The organism is Ruegeria sp. CG11 (genome assembly GCF_056537245.1).
Genome location: NZ_JBQFRE010000003.1, coordinates 188,448 through 213,555 on the forward strand (window position 1 = coordinate 188,448; position 25,108 = coordinate 213,555).

General features: G+C 59.7%; 24 protein-coding genes. 10 read left to right on the forward strand and 14 right to left on the reverse strand.

Annotated elements, in window-relative coordinates; translation table 11 throughout:
- Positions 1-18: 18 nt before the first annotated feature.
- Positions 19-1,770: an acetolactate synthase 3 large subunit gene (locus ACR0KW_RS10280; protein WP_480804889.1), complete on the reverse strand. Its 1,752-nt coding sequence runs from the start codon at positions 1,768-1,770 to the stop codon at positions 19-21.
- Positions 1,771-2,194: 424 nt separating this feature from the next.
- On the opposite strand from ACR0KW_RS10280, the gene ACR0KW_RS10285 reads away from it, so the two are divergent.
- Together ACR0KW_RS10285 and ACR0KW_RS10290 are read left to right on the forward strand one after the other, a co-directional pair.
- Positions 2,195-3,040 carry a HalD/BesD family halogenase gene (locus ACR0KW_RS10285; RefSeq protein ID WP_480804890.1) on the forward strand — a complete coding sequence of 282 codons (846 nt, stop codon included), beginning with the start codon at positions 2,195-2,197 and terminating at the stop codon, positions 3,038-3,040.
- Between the two features lie 45 nt (positions 3,041-3,085).
- The gene (locus tag ACR0KW_RS10290; protein WP_480804891.1) at positions 3,086-3,469 is read left to right on the forward strand and encodes a bleomycin resistance protein; all 384 of its coding nucleotides are present in this window, start codon (positions 3,086-3,088) and stop codon (positions 3,467-3,469) included.
- 81 nt (positions 3,470-3,550) lie between these two features.
- Here the strand turns inward: ACR0KW_RS10290 and ACR0KW_RS10295 are convergent, their stop codons facing one another.
- Positions 3,551-4,189 carry a response regulator transcription factor gene (locus ACR0KW_RS10295; RefSeq protein ID WP_480804892.1) on the reverse strand — a complete coding sequence of 213 codons (639 nt, stop codon included), beginning with the start codon at positions 4,187-4,189 and terminating at the stop codon, positions 3,551-3,553.
- Positions 4,186-5,619: a cache domain-containing protein gene (locus tag ACR0KW_RS10300; RefSeq protein WP_480804893.1), complete on the reverse strand. Its 1,434-nt coding sequence runs from the start codon at positions 5,617-5,619 to the stop codon at positions 4,186-4,188. Before ACR0KW_RS10300 ends, ACR0KW_RS10295 begins: the two co-directional genes overlap by 4 nt.
- A 248-nt stretch (positions 5,620-5,867) precedes the next feature.
- Here ACR0KW_RS10300 and ACR0KW_RS10305 point away from each other — a divergent pair, with 248 nt between their 5' ends.
- The 3 genes from ACR0KW_RS10305 (at position 5,868) to ACR0KW_RS10315 (ending at position 10,370) form a co-directional block, all read left to right on the forward strand.
- Positions 5,868-6,950 carry a TRAP transporter substrate-binding protein gene (locus ACR0KW_RS10305; RefSeq protein WP_170325241.1) on the forward strand — a complete coding sequence of 361 codons (1,083 nt, stop codon included), beginning with the start codon at positions 5,868-5,870 and terminating at the stop codon, positions 6,948-6,950.
- Positions 6,951-7,071: 121 nt separating this feature from the next.
- Complete coding sequence (locus ACR0KW_RS10310) at positions 7,072-7,998, forward strand: TRAP transporter small permease subunit (protein ID WP_480804894.1); 927 nt, start codon at positions 7,072-7,074, stop codon at positions 7,996-7,998.
- A 17-nt stretch (positions 7,999-8,015) separates the two neighbouring features.
- Positions 8,016-10,370, forward strand: coding sequence for a TRAP transporter large permease subunit (locus ACR0KW_RS10315; RefSeq protein WP_480804895.1), 2,355 nt, complete (start codon positions 8,016-8,018; stop codon positions 10,368-10,370).
- Between the two features lie 132 nt (positions 10,371-10,502).
- Here the strand turns inward: ACR0KW_RS10315 and ACR0KW_RS10320 are convergent, their stop codons facing one another.
- From ACR0KW_RS10320 to ACR0KW_RS10335, 4 genes are all read right to left on the reverse strand, one after another.
- Complete coding sequence (locus tag ACR0KW_RS10320; protein WP_480804896.1) at positions 10,503-10,892, reverse strand: VOC family protein; 390 nt, start codon at positions 10,890-10,892, stop codon at positions 10,503-10,505.
- 6 nt (positions 10,893-10,898) lie between these two features.
- Positions 10,899-11,723 carry an arginyltransferase gene (locus ACR0KW_RS10325; protein WP_480804897.1) on the reverse strand — a complete coding sequence of 275 codons (825 nt, stop codon included), beginning with the start codon at positions 11,721-11,723 and terminating at the stop codon, positions 10,899-10,901.
- 75 nt (positions 11,724-11,798) lie between these two features.
- On the reverse strand, positions 11,799-12,230 hold the full coding sequence (locus ACR0KW_RS10330; protein WP_480804898.1) for an RDD family protein: 432 nt from the start codon (positions 12,228-12,230) through the stop codon (positions 11,799-11,801).
- Positions 12,231-12,296: 66 nt separating this feature from the next.
- A complete protein-coding gene (locus tag ACR0KW_RS10335; protein ID WP_480804899.1) occupies positions 12,297-12,719 on the reverse strand; it encodes a DUF2852 domain-containing protein in 423 nt (140 codons plus the stop codon).
- A gap of 154 nt (positions 12,720-12,873) precedes the next feature.
- Between ACR0KW_RS10335 and ACR0KW_RS10340 the strand changes: the two genes are divergently transcribed.
- The 5 genes from ACR0KW_RS10340 to ACR0KW_RS10360 are packed head-to-tail and all read left to right on the forward strand — an operon-like array spanning position 12,874 to position 18,088.
- The gene (locus ACR0KW_RS10340; protein ID WP_480804900.1) at positions 12,874-13,263 is read left to right on the forward strand and encodes a DUF4440 domain-containing protein; all 390 of its coding nucleotides are present in this window, start codon (positions 12,874-12,876) and stop codon (positions 13,261-13,263) included.
- The gene (locus tag ACR0KW_RS10345; RefSeq protein ID WP_480804901.1) at positions 13,260-16,049 is read left to right on the forward strand and encodes a [protein-PII] uridylyltransferase family protein; all 2,790 of its coding nucleotides are present in this window, start codon (positions 13,260-13,262) and stop codon (positions 16,047-16,049) included. Before ACR0KW_RS10340 ends, ACR0KW_RS10345 begins: the two co-directional genes overlap by 4 nt.
- Positions 16,036-16,308 carry a hypothetical protein gene (locus ACR0KW_RS10350; RefSeq protein ID WP_480804902.1) on the forward strand — a complete coding sequence of 91 codons (273 nt, stop codon included), beginning with the start codon at positions 16,036-16,038 and terminating at the stop codon, positions 16,306-16,308. The genes ACR0KW_RS10345 and ACR0KW_RS10350 overlap by 14 nt, the downstream gene beginning before the upstream one ends.
- 38 nt (positions 16,309-16,346) lie before the next feature.
- On the forward strand, positions 16,347-17,549 hold the full coding sequence (locus tag ACR0KW_RS10355; protein WP_480804903.1) for an RSP_2647 family RNA methyltransferase: 1,203 nt from the start codon (positions 16,347-16,349) through the stop codon (positions 17,547-17,549).
- Positions 17,546-18,088, forward strand: a complete 543-nt coding sequence (locus ACR0KW_RS10360; RefSeq protein ID WP_480804904.1) for an RSP_2648 family PIN domain-containing protein — start codon at positions 17,546-17,548, stop codon at positions 18,086-18,088. Before ACR0KW_RS10355 ends, ACR0KW_RS10360 begins: the two co-directional genes overlap by 4 nt.
- A 102-nt stretch (positions 18,089-18,190) precedes the next feature.
- Here the strand turns inward: ACR0KW_RS10360 and ACR0KW_RS10365 are convergent, their stop codons facing one another.
- The 7 genes from ACR0KW_RS10365 to ACR0KW_RS10395 form a co-directional block, all read right to left on the reverse strand.
- Complete coding sequence (locus ACR0KW_RS10365; protein ID WP_480805063.1) at positions 18,191-18,880, reverse strand: M48 family metallopeptidase; 690 nt, start codon at positions 18,878-18,880, stop codon at positions 18,191-18,193.
- Between the two features lie 93 nt (positions 18,881-18,973).
- Entirely contained in the window at positions 18,974-20,719 is a 1,746-nt protein-coding gene (locus ACR0KW_RS10370) for a hypothetical protein (protein WP_480804905.1), read from the reverse strand.
- A gap of 173 nt (positions 20,720-20,892) precedes the next feature.
- Positions 20,893-22,077, reverse strand: a complete 1,185-nt coding sequence (locus ACR0KW_RS10375; protein WP_480804906.1) for a vWA domain-containing protein — start codon at positions 22,075-22,077, stop codon at positions 20,893-20,895.
- A 3-nt stretch (positions 22,078-22,080) separates the two neighbouring features.
- On the reverse strand, positions 22,081-22,251 hold the full coding sequence (locus tag ACR0KW_RS10380; protein WP_480804907.1) for a hypothetical protein: 171 nt from the start codon (positions 22,249-22,251) through the stop codon (positions 22,081-22,083).
- Positions 22,252-22,254: 3 nt separating this feature from the next.
- A complete protein-coding gene (locus tag ACR0KW_RS10385) occupies positions 22,255-23,619 on the reverse strand; it encodes a DUF2927 domain-containing protein (protein ID WP_480804908.1) in 1,365 nt (454 codons plus the stop codon).
- The gene (locus ACR0KW_RS10390) at positions 23,619-24,068 is read right to left on the reverse strand and encodes an N-acetyltransferase family protein (protein ID WP_480804909.1); all 450 of its coding nucleotides are present in this window, start codon (positions 24,066-24,068) and stop codon (positions 23,619-23,621) included. Before ACR0KW_RS10390 ends, ACR0KW_RS10385 begins: the two co-directional genes overlap by 1 nt.
- A 116-nt stretch (positions 24,069-24,184) precedes the next feature.
- Positions 24,185-25,030 (reverse strand): AAA family ATPase, encoded by an 846-nt coding sequence (locus ACR0KW_RS10395; RefSeq protein ID WP_480804910.1) that lies wholly within the window; start codon positions 25,028-25,030, stop codon positions 24,185-24,187.
- Positions 25,031-25,108: the final 78 nt, after the last annotated feature.

The following is a 25,108-nucleotide window of genomic DNA, read 5'->3' on the forward strand; positions in this document are numbered from 1 at the left end:
GCGCCCAACGGTCATTCCTCAAACCAGAACCGAACCTTTGGAGTCGATCACGCCCTGCGTCTCGGCCTCGCCCAGCAGCATCTCGTTATGCGCTTTGCCCGACGGGATCATGGGGAAGCAGTTCTCGTGCTTTTCAACCAGACAGTCAAAGATCACCGGACCGTCATAGTTGATCATCTCCATGATCGCATCGTCCAGATCGGCGGGGTCGGAACACAGGATGCCCTTGGCGCCGAACGCCTCGGCGAGCTTGACGAAATCGGGCAGCGCTTCGGACCAGGAATGCGAGTACCGCTCGCCATGCAGCAGCTCTTGCCACTGGCGGACCATGCCCAGACGTTCGTTGTTCAGGATGAACTGTTTCACCGGCAGGCGGTACTGAACCGCGGTGCCCATTTCCTGCATGTTCATCAGCCACGAGGCCTCACCGGCCACGTTGATCACCAGAGCGTCGGGATGCGCCATCTGCACGCCAATCGAGGCCGGAGTGCCATAGCCCATCGTACCCAGACCACCCGAGGTCATCCAGCGGTTGGGGTCTTCGAACCCAAGATACTGAGCGGCCCACATCTGATGCTGACCAACTTCGGTGGTGACATAGCGGTCGTGATTTTTGGTCAGCTCTTCAAGACGTTGCAGCGCGTATTGCGGCTTGATGGTCTTTTCGCTGTTGGTGTAGGCCAGACAGTTGACCTTGCGCCAGTCGCTGATCTGCGCCTGCCACTGTTTGACAGCCGCTGCATCGGTCTTGCGACCGCGCGCTTTCCAGACCTTAAGGACATCCTCAAGCACATGACCCACGTCGCCGACAATCGGGATGTCAACGCGGATGACCTTGTTGATCGACGAAGGATCAATGTCGATATGCGCCTTTTTCGAGTTCGGCGAGAACGCATCGATCCGCCCGGTGATCCGGTCGTCGAACCGCGCGCCGATATTGATCATCAGGTCGCAGTCGTGCATCGCGAGGTTGGCCTCGTAGAGACCGTGCATCCCCAGCATACCCAGCCAGTTTTCACCCGATGCAGGGTAGGCGCCCAGACCCATCAGGGTCGAGGTGATCGGGAAGCCGGTCGCATCGACCAGTTCGCGCAGCAATTGGCTGGCTGCCGGACCCGAGTTGATGACGCCGCCGCCGGTGTAGAACACGGGCTTTTTCGCCGTCTCAATGGCGGCGACCAGTTCGGTGATCTCTTCCAGATCGCCTTTCAGAACCGGCTGATAATGCGAGGTCGACGGTTTGGGCGGCGAGTATTCGCCCGAGGCAAACTGAACGTCCTTCGGGACGTCGATCAGCACCGGACCGGGGCGACCCGAGGTGGCAACGTGGAATGCCTCGTGCAGCGTTTCGGCCAGTGAGTCCGTGTCTTTCACGAGCCAGTTGTGCTTGGTGCAGGGGCGGGTAATGCCAACGGTGTCGGCCTCTTGGAACGCGTCCGAGCCGATCATGAAGGTCGGAACCTGACCGGTCAGAACCACAATCGGGATCGAATCCAGCAACGCATCCGTCAGGCCGGTCACTGCATTGGTGGCACCGGGGCCAGACGTCACCAAGGCAACGCCGGGCTTGCCGGTCGAGCGGGCATAGCCTTCGGCGGCGTGGATCGCGCCCTGTTCATGCCGCACCAGAATGTGACGGATGTCATTTTGCAGAAAGATCTCATCATAGATCGGTAGCACGGCGCCACCGGGGTATCCGAATACCGTGTCCACGCCCTGATCCTTGAGGGCCTGAACCACCATCTTTGCGCCGGTCATCTCACGTGTCATCTGCTTTGCTCCGTTCGCGACATGTGTCTTGCGTATTGCCAAAAAAAAGCCCCCGAGATTTTCGGAGGCGCATGGGTTCGATTATGGTTTACCGTTACCGGCCCATGCGCGTGTTTCCTACGATTACGACTAGCGTTTTCATCGCCAGAGGCTCCTCTATTAGCGTGGAGGGACATTATGAGCGGTGCGACGGGGCGTCAACAGGCAATCGTACCAATTTTGTAACCCGAGGAGTGGATTTTGCGACATTTTATTGCGCAGATTGCCGCAGGTGAGGAATTTCCGCCAATTGCCTCCTGCTGAAGCGGGGAGAATCTGAATTTGAACTGGTCAGTTTGCGTCAATGCAATGTCTTAAACTGACATGAGGGCCTCTGGCCGCTGCGGCACGCTGATCCTAACGATTGTGTTTAGGGAGGCGGTTCATGTTGGCGGATTTGGTTGATCTTGGGCGGTATCCCATCGATTGCCCGGGCTCGCGCGCATACGACCAGATGATTTCGGATCTACGACGGGAACTGGATGAAGACGGATGCGCGGTTCTACCAGGATTTGTTCATGAGGCGGGGCTTGAGGTGCTGGTCAAGGAGGCCGACGCGGTCGCGCCGCAAGCGCATAGGTCTTTCAACAGGACAAACGCCTATTTCACCAAGGATGATCCGAGCTTTGGGATCGGCCACCCGATACGCCGGTTTTACGACCGCTCGAACGCGTTTGTTCCGGCGGACAACTTTCCGCGAACCGGCCCGCTGCGTCGTATCTATGAATTCGAGGGCTTCATGCCGTTCATCCGCGACGCTCTGAACGAAAGTGAAGACCGGTTCTTTCGTTATGACGACCCGCTGGCCGATGTGATCATCAACGTAGTGGAAGAGGGGCAGGGGTTCCCCTGGCATTTCGACACCAACAACTACACCGTCACTCTGGCTATCCAGAACGGTGAGACCGGGGGCACGTTTGAATACGTCCCGAACCTGAGAACCGCCGAGGACGAAAACTTCAGGGAAGTGGCGTCCATTCTGGACGGAGACATGTCGCGCGTGCGTGACCTGGAGTTGCAGCCGGGCGACCTGCAGATTTTCAAGGGGCGCTATGCACTGCACAGGGTGGCCCCGGTAGAGGGCGCGCGCAGTCGCTATGTCGGGATTTTCTCGTTTGTCGAGGCTGAAGGAATGTGCGGCAGTGTTGAACGCACGCAGCAACTTTATGGACGGGTGTTGCCGCGGCATTACGAAAGGGAAGGGCTGAGAAAGGATCAGTTGCTGGACTGAGATGTGCTAGGCTGTGACCATGTTTTTCAGCGGCCGGAGGGACTGGTGCCTCAGATTTTGCAGCTTACGCCTTTTGTTTTGTGCGCTTCCTTGCAGAAGCAGATTGATTTCTATTGCGACCGGTTGGGATTTTCCTGCGGGTTCCGGCAGGACAACTATGCGTTCCTGTCGTTGGGTTCCGTTGCCATCCGGTTATTGGAATGCCCGCCCCGCGATGATGGTCTGCCGCTGGGAGATGATCAGTCGTTTTACATCGATGTGGATGGGATCGACGACCTGTTTGAGAGACTGCGACCAGTCTTGGCTGACTTGCCCGCGGGACGTGTGCGCCCGCCGTTCGACCAGCCTTACCAGCAACGCGAGTTTCACGTCATCGACGAGGATGGCACGCTGGTTTTTTTCGGTCAGGACATCCGTCCAAGGGGGTAAGCCCTCCCGTCCGTTGTCGATACGCCTGCGGCGCATCTCCGCCGGTTGGGCCGGGCAGCGCGTTCCGCGCTGCGGATGCGCTTAGAAGCCGGGGCTGGTGCCTTGCAGCACCCCGTGTTCGAGCGCATAGCGGGTCAGGCCAGCAGTGGATGAAATCCCCAGCTTGCGTTTGATGTTCTTGCGGTGGGTTTCCACCGTGCGCACCGAGATTTCCAATGCCTGGGCGACCTCTTTGTTCGACTTGCCCTGCGCCAGTTCCAGCAGGATGGTCTGTTCGCGCCCCGTCAGCGCTTCGCGAGCGCTGTCTTTCTTGGGTTCCAGCGATCCGCTTGCCCCGGTGCACAGGTATTGCTCGCCGCGCATCACTGCGTCGATGGCCTGCTTGATCTCATCCGTTGGGACGTCTTTCAGCACATAACCTTTGGCGCCGTGGCTGAGCGCGGTCGAGATATATTCCGGGCTGTCATGCATCGACAGGATCAGGACACGGGTGTCGGGCAGGCGTTCGAGGATCATCTCGGTTGCGCTGAGCCCACCCAGTCCGGGCATGTTCAGGTCCATCAGGATGACATCGGGGGACAGTTCGGTGGCCTGATCGACCGCCTCCTGACCGGTGCCGAGCGTGCCGACCACCGCAATTTCGGGATAGCTCTCCAGGATCGACTGAATCCCTTCGGCCACCATCGGGTGATCGTCTACGATGAGAACTCGGATTGTCATGTACCGGCCTTTCGGTTCGGAGAGGACTCTTCCCGCGGCGGGAGCAGGCGGCTGAGCGGCAGGCTGACCTCGATCACGGTACCACCACGCGGCCCGCGTGATGACAGAATGCGCAGGGTTCCGTCAAGCTGTGCGATCCGTTCTTCCATGTTGCGCAACCCGATCCCGGTGCTGGCCTGATCCTGCCCGCTGGGCAAACCCCGACCGTTGTCGGTGATGCGCATTGTTGCACCTTTTTTGTGGCCGCGCAGGTCAATTGTAACACGCGTGGCGCCAGAGTGGCGTTCGATATTTGTCAGAGCCTCTTGCGCGATCCGATAGAGGGCGATCTTGCTGTCCTGATCCAGCCGGTTTCGGAACACCACCGTTGTGAACTCGGTCTCGATGCCGGTGCGTTCGCGGAAATCGTCGGTCAGCGTTTTCAGGGCAGGGCCGAGGCCCAGATCATCCAATACACCGGGGCGCAGGTCGCGGCTGATGCGGCGGACCTCGGTGATGGCGCTGCCGAGGTGGTCAATCCCCTTGTTTAGCGGGTTGCGGGCGCCTTCGTCGTCCCCACGTTCAAGCCGTCGCCGCGCATTGTCCAATGCGTAACGTACGCCCACAAGAATCTGACTGATCCCGTCATGCAATTCGCGCGCCACGCGGCCGCGCTCTTCCTCTTGCGCATCGAACACGCGCTGGGTCAGTTCCTTGAGTTTGGCATCCGCCAGCCGCCGCTCGCGGACGTTCAGCAACATGCCCGAGGCAAAGACGATCAGCACGGCGGCCAGAGCGATCCCTCCGATATACATGAAGGTGCGCTGCACGCGGGCCTCTACCTCGGCGCGGGCGTTGGCGACGGTTGCCACGATGTCGTCAATGAAAACGCCGGTGCCGACGGCCCATTGCCAATCCTGCAGGCCGACGACATAGGCGATCATCTGCGCCTCTTCCCCGTTCGAAGGTTTTTGCCACATGAAGCTGTGCCACCCGGCGCCTTGCCGGGCGAGGCTGATGAACTCGTCCACAACCGGGGTGCCGTCGCTGTCCGTCAGACCTTCCCAGTTGCGGTTGATGAACTGGGTTTGGCGCGGACTGACCAGATTTGTGCCGTCATAGTCATAGACAAAAAAGAACCCGTCTTTTCCGTAGATCATGGCCGCAAGGATTTGTGTCACGAGGTTCTTTGCGACAGCGTCATCCGGAGACGCACGGCCATAGATATAGGCAAACCCGTTCCGGGCCTGCGTGACATAGTTTTTCAGCTCTTCTTTCTTGGCCTCGATCAGGCGACGTTCCAGTGCCTGTATCTCACTTTCGGCCGTGGCGCGGGATTCATGAGCAACCAGAACCGCAATCGCCGCCACTGCAACGACCAGCGGAATTGCGGCGACCAGCGACAGTTTCTGGCCATAGGTCAGCGAAATCAGGTTGCGAAATCCCCTCATGGTCGAATCGATACGCAAGAGTGCGGGAAAATGCAAAATTTTTGGACATTGGGGTGCAAGGGCTGCCTTAGATGCGAAGGTGAGGCAGGGATTTTCTACGGAAATGACCGGTCGCGCTTTTAAAAACCCAACCCTCTACGTAGTTGTTGGTATTCACATTCAAAATCCGCGGTTTAAGCTGTCGCGCATTGACAACGACCGCGCCCGGATTTTTCCGGGTTTTGAATATGTAGGGGAGGAACACTCATATGGATCGTCGTTCATTTCTGAAAACATCTGCTCTTGGCGGCTCGGCAGCTGCTGCCACCACGCTGGCGGCTCCGGCTTATGCGCAGGGCAAGCGCACGCTGACCATGGTGACCTCGTGGGGTCGTGGTCTGGCCGGTGTTTTCGACAGCGCGCAGCGTTGCGCCGACAGCATCACCGCAATGTCGGACGGCAACCTGACCGTTGAGATCAAGGCCGCCGGCGAACTGGTTGGCGCGTTTGAGGTTTTTGACGCCGTCTCGTCGGGTCAGGCCGACATGTATCACGCGGCTGACTACTACTTTGTCGGTCAGCACCCGGGCTATGCCTTCTTCACCGCCGTTCCCTTCGGCATGACCGCGCAGGAAATGGTGAACTGGTACTACCAGGATGGCGGCATGGAACTGCATGACGAGCTGGGTCAGATCTTTGGCCTCAAGTCGTTCCTGGCCGGTAACACCGGTGCGCAGGCGGGCGGCTGGTACTCGAAAGAGATCAACAGCCCCGATGACTTCAATGGCCTGAAATTCCGTATGCCGGGTCTGGGCGGTAAAGCTCTGGGTAAACTGGGCGCATCGGTACAGAACATTCCGGGCTCGGAAGTGTATCAGGCGCTGTCCTCTGGCGCGATCGACGGTACCGAGTGGATCGGTCCGTGGGCTGACGAAAAGGCCGGTTTCCAGGAAATCACCAAAGTCTACTACACCGCTGGCTTCCACGAGCCGAATGCAGGTCTGTCGCTGGCAACCAACCGCGACGTGTTCGACAGCCTGACGCCCGCTCAGCAGAAGATCATCGAGATCGCAGCAGGCGAAGCGCACCAGTGGAACCTGGCGCAATTCCTGGCCAACAACGGTGCAGCCCTGCAGCGCCTGCAGTCGGGGGGCGTCAAGGTCATGGAATTCCCGGACAGCGTCTGGGACGCGTTCGGTGCGGCCAGCCAAGAAGTGCTGGACGAGAACATGGGCGACGAGCTGTTCAAGAAAATCCACGACAGCGCAGTGGCGTCCTCGAACTCGTCGGCCGGCTGGCTGGACCTGTCGTCGGGTGTCTACACCACGCAGCGTAACCGCGTACGCGGCTAATCGTAGAAACTATGCTAGACTGGTTTCCCCGCAATAGCGGGGAAACCTTTCCCGTTGCACATGCGCGGTTCGGACAAAGCCGCACATAACAGCAGTGCAACCGATACGACCTGGGGACAACATGCAGGACGAAAACGGTATCTCGTTCTTCGGCGCCCTGTGGAACGGACTGGTGTGGTTCGTTCAGAACATTGCCGAAGCCTTCTATAATTTCGGATACGCCATCACGCATCCGCAACTCTGGCTGAACTGGTCGGACAAAGAAGCGATCATGCGCTTTGTCTATTATGGCGGATCGGTCGAGTTCTTCTTTGTGGTATTCACCCTGTTTCTGGTGCTGACAGCCATCGGGCTGTACTACCGGAGCTTCATGTGGGGGATGGTGCGAGTCCTTGAAGGGTTCGCCAACACGACCGGGCGTTTCTTTGCCTGGGCGGGCCTGCTGATGGTGATCCAGCAAATCGTTATCGTCTTCATGCAACGGGTGTTTGCGCGGCCTGACATGTCCTTTGGTCTGGGCATCCCATTCAGCCAGGACATCAGCTGGTACGCGGAAGAGCTGAAGCTTTATAACGCGATGGTCGTGTGCCTGTGCTGCACCTACACCTTTGTGCAGGGCGGTCATGTGCGGGTCGATCTGATCTATGCCGGGATCAGTCACCGGGCCAAGCGCGTGGTCGACATGCTGGGGTCGTTGCTGTTCATGATGCCCATCGCCGTGCTGACATGGATGTATGGCTGGTACTTCATGTGGCGGCATCTGATCGTGCCGAAACCCTCGGCCAGTGATGCGCTGGATCGATTGGTCATGAAGGCCCGCGCGCTGCGCTGGAACGTGGAAACCATCGGGTTCAGCCCCAACGGGTTCAACGCCTACTTCCTGTTCAAGATCCTGCTGGTCTGCTTTGCGGCCATGGTGTTCCTGCACGCGATCGCCTTCCTGTACCGGTCGTATCTGGAATATGTGGAAGGACCGGATAGCGTTGGAAAATACCTCGACAAGGACAGCCTTGGCGAGGGCGAAGAAGCCTACGAAGGCGCACATTAAGGACGGAGACCAAGACAATGCTATTCGGACTTGATGGCGTCGAGATAGGCCTCATTATCGTATTCTTCTGCCTTTTCGGGGGCATCCTCTCGGGCTTTCCGGTGGCTTTTGCCATCGGCGGGGCAGGTATCATCTCGTTCGGGATCATCGCGGCGCTGGACAGTGCCGGGCTGCTGATCCACCAGGCGATTGATACCGGATCACAAGCCTATCGGGATCTGGTCAATTCAGGGGTCAAACCTGACACAGTGTCCACGTTCCGATACCCGGACTTACCCAGGATCGCCGAACCGGTCTTTGTGCAGGGCTGGGAAACCGCGCTGGACCGCAACGTCTCGTTCATCGTGAATCGTATCAACGAACGCGTTCTGGCCGGTCAATCCATCGAGACCCTGCTGGCCGTGCTGATGTTCGTGCTGATGGGGATCACGTTGGAACGCTCGAAGATCGCCAACGATCTGCTGACCACGATGGCGCGCGTCTTTGGCCCGCTGCCGGGTGGTCTGGCCGTGTCGATCGTGGTTGTGGGGGCGTTTCTGGCGGCCTCGACCGGGATCGTCGGCGCGACCGTTGTCACCATGGGCCTGCTGGCGCTACCGACCATGCTGCGGAACAACTATTCGCCCGAACTGGCGACCGGTGTGATTGCGGCCTCGGGCACGTTGGGGCAGATCATTCCGCCCTCAATCGTGATCGTTCTGCTGGGCACGCTGGCCGGTGATCTGTATTCCACCGCGCAGGAAACCCGCGCGGTTGACGCCGGGTGTACCGACGCGCTGACCTATCTGGGTGAGCCTGCAGTGGTCTCGGTGGGCACGCTGTTCCAGGCGGCGCTGCTGCCGGGGATCATGCTGGCCTTGCTTTATGCGCTCTATGCCTTTGGCTATGCGCTGCTGAACCCCGAAAAAGCCCCGGCGGTCGAGATGTCGGGCGGCGGCGGTGAGCCGATCACTCGCGCCGAAGGTCTGACCTGGCTGCTCGGCGCGCCGGTTGCTTTGATCGTGGGCGTGGTTCTGCTGGGCAGTGCGGGTGTGATTGGCAGCCAGAACATCAACGTGTCCGCCTTCTCGGATATCGGTGCCGGAGCCTCGCTGCGGACCAACGTGTCGGCGGAGTGCAAAGCGTCGATGATCGAGCTGCACGGTCAGTCCGCGTGGGATCAGGCCGTGGCCGAGCAAGAGGCCATTGACGCCGCTGGTGGAACTGCGGCTTCCACGCGCCTGAGCGAGGAAGAGCTGGCTGCGGCGCAGGAAGCCAAGATCGCGGCGGCTGCTCCGATCGGAAACGGTGTTGCGGTGATTGTGGTGCTGCTGGGTCTGACGCTGTTGATGGGGCGCGGTATCGCACCGTCGAAATCGCCGCAGCCGCTGATCCTCGGGACCATTGGCCTGTTGCTGATGCTGCTGGTGGACCTAGTGCTGATCGCGCCGACAACCTCATCCGGGGCCACGTTCTTGTTGCTGGCGCTGCCGTTTGCGCTGGCCATCTACGGGGCTAAGGAGGCCGCGATCCGGTGTTCCAGCAACGATCTGATCCGGGTGGTCTTCCCGCCGCTGGTTCTGATCATCGCGGTGCTTGGTTCGATCCTTGGGGGCGTTACCAACCCGACACCGGCGGCTGCTCTGGGCGCAGGCGGTGCGATTATGTTGGCGGCCTATCGTAAGCTGCAGGATCAGGAACGCTCGGGCAAGGTGATCATCTGGTCGACCTTTGCCGTCATCATCTGTCTGGTGCTGGGGGTGAACTTCGACCTGCGGGTCAATCAGGGTAACGTCACAGTCGAGACCTGGATCGCCTTTGTTCTGGCCTATGCCGCATACCTGTATGCTCTGTTCGGTCTGATCTACGGCTGCTGGGTTCTGTTCTCCAGCGGGGTCCTGACCCCGGTGGTGCGCGAGACGGCCAAGGTGACCTCGATGGTCTTTACCATTCTGATCGGGTCACAGTTGTTGAACCTCGTGGTGATCTCGTTCGGCGGTGAGCACTATATCCAGCAGTTCCTCAAGAGCTTTGACAACGAATTCACGGTCTTCCTGATCGTGATGCTGGTGCTGTTCTTCTTGGGCTTTGTGCTGGACTTCCTCGAGATCATCTACATCGTAATCCCCATTGTGGGTCCGGTGATCTATGGCGGGTCATTCGATCCGAAATGGGTGACGATCATGGTGGCCGTGAACCTGCAGACCTCGTTCCTGACGCCACCGTTTGGTTTTGCGCTATTCTACCTGCGCGGGGTCGCGCCGAAAGAGGTGACGACGGGCCACATCTATCGCGGCATCGTACCCTTCGTGATCATTCAGGTGGTGGGGATCGCGATCCTGTGGTTCTTCCCGTCGATTGTGACCATCGTGCCGGATCTGATCCCGAATTGATCTGTTGCAGAGACCAAACGGAAAAGGGGGTCTTATGGCCCCCTTTGCTTTGGTGTTGTGGAAAGGGGCCAGCCCCTTCTTGGCCTGCGGCCAATTCAACCCCGAGATATTTTTGGCCAGATGAAGGGCGGATCAGGTGAACTGGATCAGGTCCCAGCGGTTGCCGAACGGGTCGCGCCAGACGGCGACCGTACCGTAGGGTTCGTGCCTTGGGTCTTCTTCGAAATGGACGCCTTTGGCGCGCATAGCAGTGTGGTCGCGGGCGAAGTCATCTGTTTGCAGGAAGAAACCCACGCGGCCTCCGGTCTGGTTGCCGACGGCGGCGATCTGGTTCGGACCGTCGGCCTTAGCCAGCAACAAGGACCCGCCTGTCGCTCTAGGAGGCGTCACCAGCACCCAGCGCTTGCCGCCGCCCAGATCAATGTCTTGGGCCAGGGTGAAGTTCAGCGTTCGGGTATAAAACGAAATGGCGGCATCGTAGTCCGGCACCACGAGGGTGACGGCGTGGAGGTTTTGACGCATGAAGGATCAGCCTTTTGTCGGGTGGCGGTCGGGCAGCTGGATGCCCGCGACCTGTTCCGCGATCGGGGCTGTGGACAAGGGGTGGTGGCTGGCCTGTGCCAGAGCGGTCGGATTGTCGACGCGCCTCCAATCACTCTGCATATAGGCTTCGAGCCCCGAGAACCGTGCTTTGTAGCCCATCTTGGGGCTGCCGGGCACCCAGTACCCGAGATAGACATAGGGCAGTCCAGCCTCGCGCGCGATATCAATATGGTCGAGGATCATGTAGGTGCCCAACGAGCTTTGCGGCTGTTCCGGGTCATAGAAGGAATAGACCATGCTCAGCCCGTCATCGAGAACGTCGGTCAGGCTGACGGCAATCAGCGCGCCGGTCTCGGGGTCGGCATACTCCACAACGCGGCTGCGGATCGGGGTTTCCTCGATCATCGCGGCGAATTCGAACACGTCCATGTCGGCCATGCCGCCATCGGCGTGGCGGGTATCCAAATAACGGCGGAACAGCTCGTATTGCTCATCCGTTGCCCAGGGCGAATTCGCCCGACGCCGCAGGTGTGCGTTGCGCTTGACGGCGCGTTTCTGGCTTTTGCTGGGGCGAAAGGCCGAGACGTCGATCCGGGCCGACAAACAGGCGGCGCAATCGGTGCAGGAAGGGCGGTAGAGCACGTTCTGCGACCGACGAAACCCTTGCTGCGACAGCGAGTTGTTCAGCTGATCGGCGCCTTCGCCCTGCAGGGCGGTGAACAGCTTACGCTCCATCCTGCCCTCAAGATAAGGGCAGGGCTGGGGTGCCGTCACATAGAATTGCGGCGCAATTGGCAGCGTGTGTCGCATGAAGGTCCCGTGTCTCCTGAGACAGGATGATAACAACGGTTCCCTGAGCCGCCAAGTGATTCAGTCGGCTGATTTTTATGCCCGCTGGTTGATCATCACCGTCCCAAGGAACGTGTCGGTCAGGCCCTGACAACGCGCGCTAGTCAGCATCATAATGACCGAGACGATCTGAACCACAAAGAAGGCCATGCTGATGAAATAGCCGGCGGTGTGGGCCACGGCCTTGCCCATGTCCATGCGGGCGCCAAAGGCGTCGCGCAACTCGATGCCCATGAAGCGCATCCCCAGCGTCGCCGATCCGTTGGCAATCGTGACGACGCGGTAGACGAAACTGATGACGCCATAGATCAGCGGCAGAAAGAACAGGCCCGCGCCGAAGGTCAGGAAAACCGGCACGATGCACAGCAGCGAGATCAAGGCGATATCAAAGAGCCACGCAACAAAGCGCTTGGTTGCCACCGATTGATAGAATTCGGGTTGGCTTTCTGGATCGGGCAGGTGGGTCATTCAGTGTAATCCGCGTCGTTGATTGGGGCTACCCTGTCCCGAAAGGCTGGACAGGGCAAGGTTGGATCAGGCGCGCTCGCCGTTTTCGGCCTCATCGCGGTTTTCGCGGGCACGTTCGTCCATGAACTGGTCGAACTCGGCCTTGTCCTTGGCTTCGCGCAGGCGGCGCAGGAAGGCCTCGAAGTCCTGCTGCTCGCGCTCCAGCCGGGCCAGGGTGTCGGCCTTGTAGGCGTCAAACGCGCTGTTGCCCGAGGGCTTCATGGCGCTCATGTGGCTGTGCCAGGATTTGCGGCGGCTGCAGGATTTGCTGAACATGCGTTTGCTCCAGATCATGTAGGCCAGAAGGGCGAAGCCGACGGGCCAGAAAAAGATGAACCCAAGGACCATGGCGGCGATCCAGGCCCCTTTGCCCTTGTCATCCATCCAGGCTTCGGCACGGTAGAACCATCCCGGGTTTTCAGGGACGGCGTGGTTGGAAAGTGCAGTCATTTGTGGTCTCCGGGGTTGATGTAAATCGTTTTCACATTGTTAAGATGGGGAGCGTGCGGCCTGTTGCAAGGGGTCGATGTGAAAAAGATTTACATTGGCTGTGCCGGCGCGTTCTCTGGTTGACCTCACCCCGGATCAGGCGCAGGTTTCGCACATGCAAAATACTGACTACACGACCCCTCCGGCGCTGGACGAAATTCTCACTTTGGAAAAGCAGGTCTGGGCTGCGCTGGTCGACGGCAATGCCTCGGCCGATCGGGCGCTGCTGAGCGCGGATTTTCTGGGGGTGTACCCCACCGGATTTGCCAATCGCGACGATCATGTCGGCCAGTTTGCCGATGCCCCGACTATGGCCAGGTATGAGTTGAGCGAGACGAAACTGCGGGTGCTGACCCCAGACATCGTGTTGCTGACCTATCGTGCGGATTATCAGCGCCCCGGATCAGAGGCGTGGGAGTCGATGTTGATCTCGTCCCTCTGGGAGCGCCGGATGGACGTCTGGGTCAACAGTTTCAGTCAGGATACCCCGTTGGAGGCAAAATGACCGGCCCGCTGACCATCCATCGCGTTCCGCGCGCCTTTGATGCCGCTTTGGGTGAGGAGGCGCTGGATGCCGTCTCTGATGTAACGCCCGAACAGGGGGAACTGATCGCAGGGGCGGCCGGGTCCAGCCCCTATCTGAAAGGTCTGATCGAACGGGAACGTGAGTGGTTGCCGCAGGCCTTGCAGCAACCGGATCAGGCACTGGCCGATGTCATGGCGGCGGCAAAAGCTCTGCCGCCGGATCAGTTGAAGCCGGGATTGCGGCAGGCAAAACGGCAAATGGCGCTGTTGACCGCGCTGGCCGATCTGGCCGGTGCGTGGCCGTTGTTGAAAGTCACAGCGGCGCTGACCGATTTCGGCGCGCTGGCGGCGGATGTGGCCGCCAAGGCCGAGATCGCGGCACTGATCCGGCGTGGGAAGCTGCCCGGCATGGGGCCGGATGACGTCGAGACCGCCGCCGGGATGATCATTTTGGCGATGGGTAAGATGGGCGCGCATGAGCTGAACTACAGCTCGGATATCGACCTGATCGTGCTGTTCGACGAAACCCGCTTTGACCCGGATGATTTCTACGACGCACGGCACGGCATGGTGCGGGCGACGCGCAACTTCTGCGCCACTCTAAGCGACAAGACCGCCGATGGCTATGTGTTCCGCACCGACCTGCGCTTGCGCCCCGATCCGGCGGTGACCCCGGTCTGCATGGCGGCTGAGGCGGCCGAACGGTATTACGAAAGCCTTGGCCGCACATGGGAGCGTGCCGCCTATATTAAGGCGCGCCCCTGTGCCGGTGATTTGGCTGCCGGGCAGCGTTTCCTTGACACTCTGCGCCCCTTTGTCTGGCGCAGGCATCTGGATTTTGCAGCCATTCAGGACGCCCACGACATGCGCCTGCGCATTCGTGAGAACAAGGGCACAGGCGGTACGCTGGCCATTCCGGGCCATGACATGAAGCTGGGGCAGGGCGGCATCCGTGAGATCGAATTCTTCACTCAGACCCGCCAGCTGATCGCCGGGGGCCGCGATCCCGATCTGCGGGTGCGGGGTACAGTGCCCGGTCTGGCCGCGCTGGCCGAAAAAGGCTGGGTCCCGCAGGAGGTCGCCGACAAGCTGACTGACCATTACCGCGCCCACCGCGAGGTCGAGCATCGTATCCAAATGGTCCACGACTCGCAGACCCACAAGGTGCCTCAATCGCAGGACGGGATCGACCGCGTTGCCTGTCTGATGGGCATCGACAGCGCTGAGTTGGCCGCCGACCTGACCCGCCGCCTGACTGAGGTGCATGAGTTGACCGAAGGGTTCTTTGCTCCTGGCTCCTCGACCCCGGCACCGGGCAAAGAGGCCGACTTCGACCAAAGCGTTCTGGCCCGCTGGCCGACCTATCCTGCGTTGCGCTCGCAACGGGGCGCGCGGATATTCGAGCGGCTCAAGCCCGAGCTGCTCTCGCGCCTGTCGAAAACCGCAAAACCGGATGAGGCGCTGCAGGCGCTGGACGGTTTCCTTTCCGGCCTGCCTGCCGGGGTGCAACTGTTTTCCCTGTTCGAGGCCAACCCGCATCTGATCGACCTGCTGGTGGATATCGTGGGGACCTCGCATGCGCTGGCGGGACACCTGTCACGCAATGCAGCCGTGTTCGATGCGGTGATCGGTGGCAGTTTCTTTGACGACTGGCCGGGGCAGGCGGCGCTGCAGGCCGAACTGTCTCAGGCGCTGGAGCAGGAGGCGGACTATGAAACGCAGCTCGACTACGCCCGTCGCTGGTGCAAGGAATGGCATTTCCGCATCGGCGTTCACCACCTGCGCGGGTTGATCGACGGGGCGCAGGCCGGGCAGCAATATGCCGAGCTGGCCAGCGCGGTGATCGCCGCGATCCTGCCCTGCGTGACCGAACATTTCGCCAAGAAACACGGCCCCGCGCCAGGACGTGGCGCAGCGGTATTGGGTATGGGCTCGATCGGGGCAGGGCGGATCAACTCGCAATCCGATCTCGACATGATCGTTATCTACGACCCGCAGGATCAGGACATGTCCGACGGTCCGCGCCCTCTGGCCACGCGAACCTATTACGCCCGGTTCACGCAGGCGCTGATCACAGCGCTGTCGGCGCCAATGTCTCAAGGGCGGCTCTACGAGGTCGACATGCGCCTGCGCCCGTCGGGCAATCAGGGGCCTGTGGCGACCAGTTGGGCGAGCTTCACCAACTATCAGCAGAACGAAGCCTGGGTATGGGAGCATCTGGCCCTGACCCGCGCCCGCGTGGTGGCGGGAGTCGCAGAGTTGGCGCAGGATATCGAGGCCTTCCGCGCCGATTTCCTGAAACAGCCCGTGGACCGCGAAAAGGTCCTGCGTGAAGTGGCCGAGATGCGCGCCCGTCTGGCGGCGGCCAAAGCTCCAGCCGGGATTTGGGATGCCAAGAACGGCCCGGGCCGGATGATGGATATCGAACTGGTGGCCGAAACCGGCGCGCTTTTGACGGGTGTTGCGCAGCGAGACGTAAAGTCCGGGCTGGAAGGTGCTGTCGTTGCCGGATTACTGGACGTCGCTCAGGCACAGACGCTCAAGGACTGCTACGATTTATTCTGGTCGGTGCAATGCGCGGCCCGGTTGCTGTCGGGCAAGGTGATCGAGGCCGACAAGATCGGTGATGCCGGTGCGGCCTTCCTGTGCCGCGCCACTGGGTTCGAACAGGTCGAACAGCTTCAGGCCGCCTTGCAAGAGAGTTATACCACCGCCGCCGTGATCATCGGCAGCGTGATCAAGGAGGGGAAAGATGCCGCGCAGTGACGATCCGAATGATCACAAGGGCCTGATCCGAGAGGCCTATCGCATCGAAGGCATTACGCTGCCCGAATGCCGCAGCATCTTTCTGGACTGGGCGCTGAGCCTGCCGGCAGAGCGCGACCAAAAGCAGGCCCTGACCGAGTTGCACGCCGTCTATGCTGCGCAAGAAGCCGATCATCCGATGACGCAGGTTCTGGCCGAAGGGCTGCAATCGGCGCAGGCCCCAAAACGGCGCGGCGGCTGGCGATCCCGGCCCCGCTAGGGCTTTCCCCCCGGCGCGTTCGCCTCTAATAGGGCGTTATGACCCAAGCCACCGACCGCCCCCGTATCCGCCTGAAACCCAAAGCCAATGCGCGCGGCCTGCGCCATGGCTTCCCGTGGGTCTATGCCAACGACATCGTCACCGACCGCCGGACCCGTAAAATTCCAGCGGGTGCCTTGGCGGTGCTCGAGGATGAAAAGCGCGCGCCCATCGCTCTGGTCGCAGTGAACCCCGAGTCCAAGATCATGTGCCGTGTTCTGGATCGCGATCTGGACGCCGAATTGAACGCCGAATGGTTCGAAACCCGCTTGCGCCGCGCGCTGGACATGCGTGAACGCCTGTTCGACGCGCCGTATTACCGCCTGATCCACGCCGAAGCGGACGGCTTTCCCGGTGTGATCATTGACCGGTTCGGGGATGCCTGCGTGATCCAACCCAACGCCGCTTGGGCCGAGGCGCATCTGGATACGCTGACCGATGCTCTGGTCCGGGTTACCGGCGTGACGACGGTGTTGAAAAACGCCTCGGGACGTACCCGAGGGTTGGAGGGGTTGGACGACGAAAACCAAACCCTGCGCGGCACCGCGCCCGATGCACCGCTGCCGGTTCCTATGAATGGCGCCACCTATATGGCCGACCTGACAGGAGGTCAGAAAACCGGCCTGTTCTACGACCAGCGTCCCAACCATGCCTTCGCCGCGCGGCTGGTAGAGCCGGGCGCGCAGGTGCTGGACGTATTCAGCCATGTCGGCGGGTTTGGTTTGGCAATGCTGGCCGGAGGGGCGGCGCAAGCCCTGTCCGTTGACGGATCCGCCGCAGCACTTGATCTGGCCACACAGGGCGCGCAGGCCTCGGGCTGCGCCGATCGCTTTCAAACCCGACAGGGCGACGCCTTTGACGTGCTGACCCAACTGGGAGATGAGGGCGCGCAATTCGATGTGGTCATCTGCGATCCACCCGCTTTTGCGCCCTCGAAACAGGCGCTGGACGCGGGGCTTCGCGCTTATGAGCGCGTGGCGCGGCTGGCGGCTCCTTTGGTAAAGCCCGGCGGTTATCTCGGTCTGTGTTCCTGTTCCCACGCGGCTGATCTCGGCCGTTTCCGCGATGCCTCATCGCGCGGCATTGGCCGGGCAGGGCGGCAGGCGCAACTGATCCACACCGGATTTGCCGGGCCCGATCACCCGCAACTGCCACAACTGGCCGAAAGCGGCTACCTCAAAGCTGTGTTCTACCGGTTGTGAAAGCGGTTCTGGATACCTGCGTTATTTACCCCACGGTGATGCGAGAGATGCTGTTGGGCGCGGCCAAGCGCGGCCATTTTCAGCCTCTTTGGTCGGCTCGTATCCTCGAGGAATGGGCCCGTGCAGCCCGAAAACTGGGGCCGGATGGCGAGGCACAAGCCCGCGCCGAAATCGCCCTGACTCAAGCGCATTGGCCAGATGCAGAACGCGCGGCCAAGCCGGGCGTCGAACAGCGCCTCTGGTTGCCGGACAGCGCTGATATTCATGTTCTCGCCACGGCCATTGAGGCCTCGGCAGACGTCATCGTCACTGTCAACGCCAAAGACTTTCCAAGAAATATACTGTCCGAAGAAGGGCTTGAACGCCGCGATCCCGACAGCCTGCTACACGACTTCTGGCAGAATGACCCCGATGATATGGCTGAAACAGCCAACCGGGTCCTGGCCGAAGCCAACCGCCTGTCCGGAGGTCAATGGACCCTTCGCGCGCTGATGAAAAAAGCCCGCCTGCCACGTCTGGGCAAAGCCCTCACCACGTAACCCCGGATTCTTCATCTGGCTAAAAATACGTCGGGGAGCCGCCCTTGGACACGCCATTGGTTCGAGCGCCCATGGCGGCGGGCTGATCCCTCGCTGCGCAACCTATCCGCCCGAGCTCCAACGCCGCTCAAGCGCTTCCAGCGCTGCAATCCGCTCATCGGTGTTCGGATGGCTCATCAACCATGCTGGCACAACTCCGGCGCGTTGTTGGGTCAGGCCTTCCAGCTTGTGAAACAGGGATTTCTGCGGCCCGATCCCGATGCCTGCCTTGGTCAGTAAAGCGGCAGCGTATTCATCGGCCTCATACTCATCCCCTCGCGACAAGCGCGATGCCAGCAGGTGCGTCAGCATATTGGCAATCCACGCGCCGATGAACGGGATGAACCTGTTCAACAGCATCATCAACGCGGCCCGCAATGCGTTCTGGCCGGAGAAATCGATCATCCGCCGCCGCGCGTGACCCAGCGCCACATGCCCCAACTCATGCGCGATGACACTGGCCATTTCCTCGGCCGAGACCTCTCCGTTCCGAAACTTGCGATAAAACCCGCGCGTGATGAATATTCGCCCGTCGGGGGCGGCCAGCCCGTTCACCGGATCGATCTCATAGATATAGACGGGCACCCGGTCGATCTCTAGCGCGGCCGCCAGCCGGTCGGTCATGCGTTTCAGCGCCGGATCGGCCAGTTCGGTCGATTTTGCGTCCAGTTCCCTGTGTGTACGCCACACGGAAATGCGGTACATAACAATGGCATAGGCAATAGCCAGCAGGATTGGGGTGAAACGCAGCATGACATAGATATGGGCAACACTGTGGAGTGAGGCAAGCCGTAAGTCTAATGACTTACCCATTTGCTGGTCGTGAATATAGCGCCTCGTTCGTTGCTATCGTTCGTTTGTAGTCGGCAGATTCAAATTCCCGTGTAGTTCAGCAAGCGCATCAGGGGTCAGAACTGACCCTTTTGACGCGTCAAAGAAGGCTCGTTCTGCCTGTTTTTGGGCCACTGTCGTATCAACGTGCAGGTCTTTAACATTTGCACGAAGATCATCGCGGGCGTCTTCGTAGGCCTCCGCAACGCGAAGTTCTTTTTCTAACCTGTCTAGATTGTCATCATAGTTTGGATCACTTGGATCTAGATCAGCTATGTCATCTGCAATCTCATCACTGCTGCGCCCGTCATAACGCTCGTTCAGGTCTCGCAGTTCGCGCCGGGCGTCGTACAGGTCCGAACGCAAATCATAGTAGTCGGCCGCTGCTTCTTGATAAGTTGCGATTTTACCAACATTGCTATTGGCGGCGGCATTGCTGAACGCTGGGGCGGCTGCGTTTGAGGCGCTTAGATTACGCAGTTTGTCCGAGCCATATGGATCGGTGATCGCAGCTACGAGCGGATCGCGGTAATGGCGTTTACCGCGTTTCTTATTGTCGGAGTAGGCGTCATCGTCGTCCAGTTGATATCTGGTTTCATTCGGTGGGTTTTTGTGGTCCTTGGAGTAGTCGGGCTCGTTTATGCCATAGGGTTCGGGCTGAATTTTCACATCATCTGGGTAGCGATCTTTTGGTTGCGGCAAACCCAGGTTCGAATGAAAATCGCCAAGGGTGCTGCGGGTCAAGGTGCGCCCTTTGGATGCATCGAAGAAAGCAGCTTCTGCCTCGTGCAATGCGTCACCGGTTTCAGACCTTAGATCCTTGATATCTCCGCGCAGGTGATCTCTGGTTTCTTCATATGTTTCCGCATCTCGAAGTTCGTTTTCCAACGCGCCGAGCTTTTCGTCATAGTCTGGATCATTTGGATCGAGATCGGCAATATCGTCAGCAATCTCGTGACTGGTGCGTCCATCGTAGCTTTTATTCAGGTCCCTCAGGTCCCGTCGGGCGTCATACAACTCGGACTGTAGGTCATAGTAATTGTTTGCTGCTTCCTGATAAGTTGCGATTTTACCTACGTTACTGTTACTTGAGGCATTCCTGAGCGCTGGCGCCGCTGCGTTTGAGGCATTCAAATTACGCAGTTTGTCCGATCCATATGGATCGGTGATCGCAGCTACGAGCGGGTCGCGGTAGTGGCGTTTCCCGCGTTTCTTTCCGTCATAAGAAGTGTATTGATTGTCTTTGCGCGTAACGGGGCGAAGAGATTTTTCGATCGGCGCGACTGAAGTTTTTCTGGAGGTATTGTAGGTGGAATTGGCAATTTTGCGTTTGGATTTTGTACCCGAGCGCGGGGTTCTCGAACGTTTGCCGAAAAGCTCTTCGACGTCCCGTTTAAACTCACGCCCAAAACCGGATAGAGACGTCCTCTGAAGTTTTCCATTCTTACCTTTGTTCGCTTTTGTGCTGCGTAGTGTTTTGTTTGCACGCGCGAACTTGTGCTCTTTGTGAGATTTCCCAATTTTGGACTTAGATTTGTCGGCGTTGGCTCCTTTTCCGGCCTTATCGTTACCTCCCTTGCTTTTCCCGTTTCCCTTCCCCTTGCCGTTACCGTTACCCTTGCCATTACCCTTGCCTTTGTCACCTTTCGCAAACGCGGAATCAGGTGTTAGAACAATTGTGGCTACTGCAACGGAGGCAAAAACCAATGATGCCGACGCCACAGTAGAAATAAGAAATGCACGCAGTTTGAACTTGGTCATAATAGCCCCCCAGCATTCAACCAGTGTCAAACATATCACAAAAATTGGATGAGTGGGGGGTTCGGGCCAATTGTTTCCAAATTGCGGTCAAAGGTACAGGGAATTTCTGGAAATTCGGCCTTTTGTTTCCGAAGGGTATTAAATTGCCCTCTGGCCAGCAGTGTAATTGAACACTAACGCGTCAGTTCCCGCATCCCCTGTTCCAGCCCGGCCAGCGTCATAGGGACCATGCGGTCCTCGAAAATCTCCTGAACCATGCCGATCGAGTGGGTGTAGCTCCAGTATTTCTCGGGCACCGGGTTGATCCACAGGTTTGACGGCCACTGGTCTCGCGCACGTTGCAGCCAGACCTGACCGGCTTCCTTATTCCAGTGCTCGTTGGCACCGCCGGGGTAGGCGATCTCGTAAGGGCTCATCGAGGCGTCGCCGACGAAAATGCACTTGTAATCTGAGCCGTAGGTCCGCAGCACCTCATGCGTCGGGGTCTGCTGATCCCAGCGGCGGCGGTTGTCGCGCCAGACGCCTTCGTACAGGCAATTGTGGAAGTAATAATACTCCAGGTGCTTGAATTCGGTCCGGGCGGCCGAGAACAGCTCTTCAACCACCTTGATATGCGGGTCCATTGATCCGCCTACGTCCAGAAACAGCAGCACTTTGACTGCGTTGTGACGCTCGGGACGGGTTTTGACGTCCAGATAGCCATGCTCGGCGGTGGCGCGGATGGTGCCGTCCAGATCCAGTTCCTCGGCAGCACCTTCACGCGCCCAGCGGCGCAGGCGTTTCAGGGCCACCTTGATGTTGCGGGTGCCCAATTCGACCGTGTCGTCCAGGTTCTTGAATTCGCGCTTGTCCCAGACTTTTACCGCACGCTGATGGCGGCTTTCCTTCTGGCCGATACGCACGCCTTCGGGGTTGTAGCCGTAGGCCCCGAACGGAGAGGTCCCGGCGGTGCCGATCCACTTGTTGCCGCCCTGATGGCGGCCTTGCTGGTCTTTCAGACGCTCGCGCAGCGTCTCCATCAGCTTTTCAAAACCGCCAAGCGCCTCGATCTCGGCTTTTTCTTCCTCGGACAGGTGTTTTTCGGCCATCTTGGCCAGCCAGTCTGCGGGGATGTCAACGGCCTCGAGCACCTGATCAAAGCTGATCTCGTTCAGTCCTTCAAAGCTGGCGGCAAAGGCGCGATCGAACTTGTCTATGTTGCGTTCGTCTTTCACCATCGAGACGCGGGCGAGGTAGTAGAACGCCTCGACATCATAGGTGGCCAGACCCTTTTTCATGCCCTCCAGAAAGGTCAGGTATTCGCGCAAGGATACGGGAATGCCAGCTTTGCGGAGGTTTTCGAAAAAGGGCAGGAACATCACTCACCCCACGAACCTGACAAGGACCAAGGATAGCACCAGCCCGGCAAGCGCAAAGGCGATGCCGTAACCGGCAGCGTATTGGGCCACGTCGGCACCGTTGCCATTGCGTTTGCGTGCCGTCAGCGCCCCAAGGATTGCCCCCAGTACCGCCATTCCCAAAACCACAACCATGCGTTATCCGCCCCTGTTTTTGTTGGGGGATCCTTCCGCAACATCCTGCATCAGCGACCGGACCACCGTTTCCGAGCCGAATCCGTAGCGTGCCCATGCCAGACTGTCCAGCCTGACGGAACGTGCCTGCGCGGTCCGGCCCGCCTGATTGAGCGCCTCGGATTTCAGCAAAAGCAACGTGGCCAGCTGCGAGGCATTTTCGGCGCGTGTCATCACGTCGATGGCCTTGTCCAGTTCGGGCAGAACCTCGGGGCCTTTGCCTTGCGCCAGCGCATAGGAGGCGGTCTGGGTGGTGATATAGGCCTGATGAACCTCGGTGTTGGGTGTGGCGCGCAGGAACTGCAGGGCGGTCTGGTAGTTGCGCAGCGCCTCCTGCGGGTTGTCGAACTGTTCCATGCGGCCCATCACGTAGTAGGGATAGGCGCGGCGGTGATCGGTCCAGCCTTGCTCCTGCCCGATCCGGGCGGCCAGTTGGGCGTCTCTTTTACGCCTTTGCGCCCCACGTGTCGGTCGCAGGGATTTCTGGATCGCGTTGATCCATTCACGCGGGGTCTCGGAAACCGGTTGCGCGGGCAGGGTATCTCCGCGCGGATTCAGGCGGCTGAGAATGCCGGGCAAGGCAGCATTGACCTGTTCGCGGGTCATTCCGCTGCGCAGTTCGGGCGCATAGGTCGCGCGCAGGATCAGCATGTCGAACCCGGTTAGAACGGTATGGATATTGTCGTCGTTGAACACCGAATCCGGCAGGTGGTAGAGGTCGTTCAATGGCCCCAGCGCCTGCGCGATTTCTTCATGCAGGCAGTCGCGTTTTTCCTGCGGGCTGACGTCGTAGGGGATGAATACGCCCAGACGCTCACGGCTGCGCAGGCGCGACCAGCTGCTTTTCTGCTTGCGCCGATCTCGGCGATATTCCTCAAAGCTCGAGGCGTTGGGCACCACGAAACAGGCCGCTTGTGGCAGGATGGCATGGATGTCTTCCTGACTGACGGCCTCGACTGTGATATTGGCCGCACCGTCCGAAACTTGGCGGATGTTGATCCCGGCCTCGTTGCGCAGGCGGTTCAGCAGGCGGGACAGGTCACGCTGCATCGACGGGGTGGGCGCACCGGTCAGGCGCACGGTGATCGGGGTTTCGAACCGCGTGAACACCGGAAGTTGGGCGCCACCTTCCAGCGCGAAGTGCAAGGATACGAAATCAGCGGCGATATTTGCATTCGACCGGCTTGCCGGCGTCGGGGACGAACGGGCGAAGGCTTTGGCCGGAGGCAGTTTTTCCTCGATGGCCTGAACACGGGTCGGGACCTCGACCGGCTCTACCGCTGCGCAGCCCGCCAAAGCCAAACCGGCAAGGATTGCGGCCCATCGCATCACGGGCGCTGATACCTGATGAACGGGGTCTGTTTGCCAATGCGGTCGTACAGCTTGCGGGCCGTGTGGTTGAAGTCTTGCGTCAGCCAGTAGACGGACGGGGCGCCTTGCCGGTCGGCCTCGTCATACACCGCCTGGATCAGGGCACGACCTACGCCGGTACCGCGCGCTTCGGGGCGGGCAAACAAGTCCTGCAGATAGCAGACGCTTTCCACCTTCCAGATGTTGCGGTGAAACAGGTAATGGGTCAGTCCCAACAATTGCCCATTTCTCTCCGCGACAAAGCACGAGAAATCATTCGGATCGTCTCCCAGCAGGCGGGCAAACGTGGACTCGTAGGTCTCATCCGGCACAGTCGTTTCATAAAACGCCAGATAGTCCCGCCACATGTCGGACCATTCATCGCGGTCTTCGGGCCGCAATGCGCGGATGGTCAGAGTGTCAGCCATTCAGAATGTCCCGTTTTGTTCGGTCATACATAGCCCGGATGCAACGGGCCGCCAGCTGCAATGCTGACAGGCTGCTCTGCTCAAGGCAAGCGGCGATCCCCTGCGGGTCTATAGGTTCAGCGTTTTCCCCGCGCCATGAACGCCAGACGTTCAAACAGATGAACGTCCTGTTCGTTCTTCAGCAGAGCACCGTGCAGCTTGGGAAGGGCATTGGCGCCATCTCGTTTGAGGTCCTCGGACGTCAGGTCCTCGGCCAGCAGCAGTTTCAGCCAGTCCAGAACTTCGGATGTCGAGGGCTTCTTCTTAAGTCCTTGCGTCTCGCGGATCTCATAAAACTGCGTCAATGCAGTGGTTAGCAGCGCATCCTTGATGCCGGGGTGATGCACCTCGACGATCCGGCGCATGGTCGCCTCATCCGGGAAGCGGATGTAGTGAAAGAAACAGCGGCGCAGGAAGGCGTCGGGCAGTTCTTTTTCGTTGTTCGAGGTGATGATGACGATGGGACGGTGTCTGGCCCGGATCGTCTCACCGGTCTCGTAGACGTGGAACTCCATCTTATCGAGTTCCTGCAGCAGGTCGTTGGGAAACTCGATATCGGCCTTGTCGATCTCATCGATCAGCAAAACGACCTTTTCGTCGGCCTCGAACGCCTGCCACAGTTTGCCCTTGCGGATATAGTTCGACACGTCATGCACGCGCTCGTCGCCCAACTGGCTGTCACGCAGGCGGCTGACCGCATCATATTCATACAGACCCTGTTGCGCACGGGTGGTGGATTTCACGTTCCACTCGATCATCGTCAGTCCCAGCGCGCCGGCCACCTGTCTGGCCAGTTCTGTCTTGCCGGTGCCCGGTTCACCCTTAACCAGCAGCGGACGTTCCAGCGTCACGGCAGCGTTTACCGCAATGGTCAGGTCATCGGTGGCAACATATTCTGCGGTGCCTTGGAAACGTGCGGTCATGGGCCCCTCGTGTGGTTTCGCGCAATCTGTGGTGCTCGGGTTACAGAGAGGCAGAGATTTTGACAAGCGGGCCGCGGC

Bases quoted from the DNA above. Each gene is read 5' to 3' on its own strand.
- ACR0KW_RS10280 (WP_480804889.1), bottom strand. From the start codon at position 1,770: ATGACACGTGAGATGACCGGCGCAAAGATGGTGGTTCAGGCCCTCAAG.
- ACR0KW_RS10285 (WP_480804890.1), top strand. From the start codon at position 2,195: ATGTTGGCGGATTTGGTTGATCTTGGGCGGTATCCCATCGATTGCCCG.
- ACR0KW_RS10295 (WP_480804892.1), bottom strand. From the start codon at position 4,189: ATGACAATCCGAGTTCTCATCGTAGACGATCACCCGATGGTGGCCGAA.
- ACR0KW_RS10300 (WP_480804893.1), bottom strand. From the start codon at position 5,619: ATGAGGGGATTTCGCAACCTGATTTCGCTGACCTATGGCCAGAAACTG.
- ACR0KW_RS10305 (WP_170325241.1), top strand. From the start codon at position 5,868: ATGGATCGTCGTTCATTTCTGAAAACATCTGCTCTTGGCGGCTCGGCA.
- ACR0KW_RS10310 (WP_480804894.1), top strand. From the start codon at position 7,072: ATGCAGGACGAAAACGGTATCTCGTTCTTCGGCGCCCTGTGGAACGGA.
- ACR0KW_RS10315 (WP_480804895.1), top strand. From the start codon at position 8,016: ATGCTATTCGGACTTGATGGCGTCGAGATAGGCCTCATTATCGTATTC.
- ACR0KW_RS10320 (WP_480804896.1), bottom strand. From the start codon at position 10,892: ATGCGTCAAAACCTCCACGCCGTCACCCTCGTGGTGCCGGACTACGAT.
- ACR0KW_RS10325 (WP_480804897.1), bottom strand. From the start codon at position 11,723: ATGCGACACACGCTGCCAATTGCGCCGCAATTCTATGTGACGGCACCC.
- ACR0KW_RS10330 (WP_480804898.1), bottom strand. From the start codon at position 12,230: ATGACCCACCTGCCCGATCCAGAAAGCCAACCCGAATTCTATCAATCG.
- ACR0KW_RS10335 (WP_480804899.1), bottom strand. From the start codon at position 12,719: ATGACTGCACTTTCCAACCACGCCGTCCCTGAAAACCCGGGATGGTTC.
- ACR0KW_RS10340 (WP_480804900.1), top strand. From the start codon at position 12,874: ATGCAAAATACTGACTACACGACCCCTCCGGCGCTGGACGAAATTCTC.
- ACR0KW_RS10345 (WP_480804901.1), top strand. From the start codon at position 13,260: ATGACCGGCCCGCTGACCATCCATCGCGTTCCGCGCGCCTTTGATGCC.
- ACR0KW_RS10350 (WP_480804902.1), top strand. From the start codon at position 16,036: ATGCCGCGCAGTGACGATCCGAATGATCACAAGGGCCTGATCCGAGAG.
- ACR0KW_RS10355 (WP_480804903.1), top strand. From the start codon at position 16,347: ATGACCCAAGCCACCGACCGCCCCCGTATCCGCCTGAAACCCAAAGCC.
- ACR0KW_RS10365 (WP_480805063.1), bottom strand. From the start codon at position 18,880: ATGCTGCGTTTCACCCCAATCCTGCTGGCTATTGCCTATGCCATTGTT.
- ACR0KW_RS10370 (WP_480804905.1), bottom strand. From the start codon at position 20,719: ATGACCAAGTTCAAACTGCGTGCATTTCTTATTTCTACTGTGGCGTCG.
- ACR0KW_RS10375 (WP_480804906.1), bottom strand. From the start codon at position 22,077: ATGTTCCTGCCCTTTTTCGAAAACCTCCGCAAAGCTGGCATTCCCGTA.
- ACR0KW_RS10380 (WP_480804907.1), bottom strand. From the start codon at position 22,251: ATGGTTGTGGTTTTGGGAATGGCGGTACTGGGGGCAATCCTTGGGGCG.
- ACR0KW_RS10385 (WP_480804908.1), bottom strand. From the start codon at position 23,619: ATGCGATGGGCCGCAATCCTTGCCGGTTTGGCTTTGGCGGGCTGCGCA.
- ACR0KW_RS10390 (WP_480804909.1), bottom strand. From the start codon at position 24,068: ATGGCTGACACTCTGACCATCCGCGCATTGCGGCCCGAAGACCGCGAT.
- ACR0KW_RS10395 (WP_480804910.1), bottom strand. From the start codon at position 25,030: ATGACCGCACGTTTCCAAGGCACCGCAGAATATGTTGCCACCGATGAC.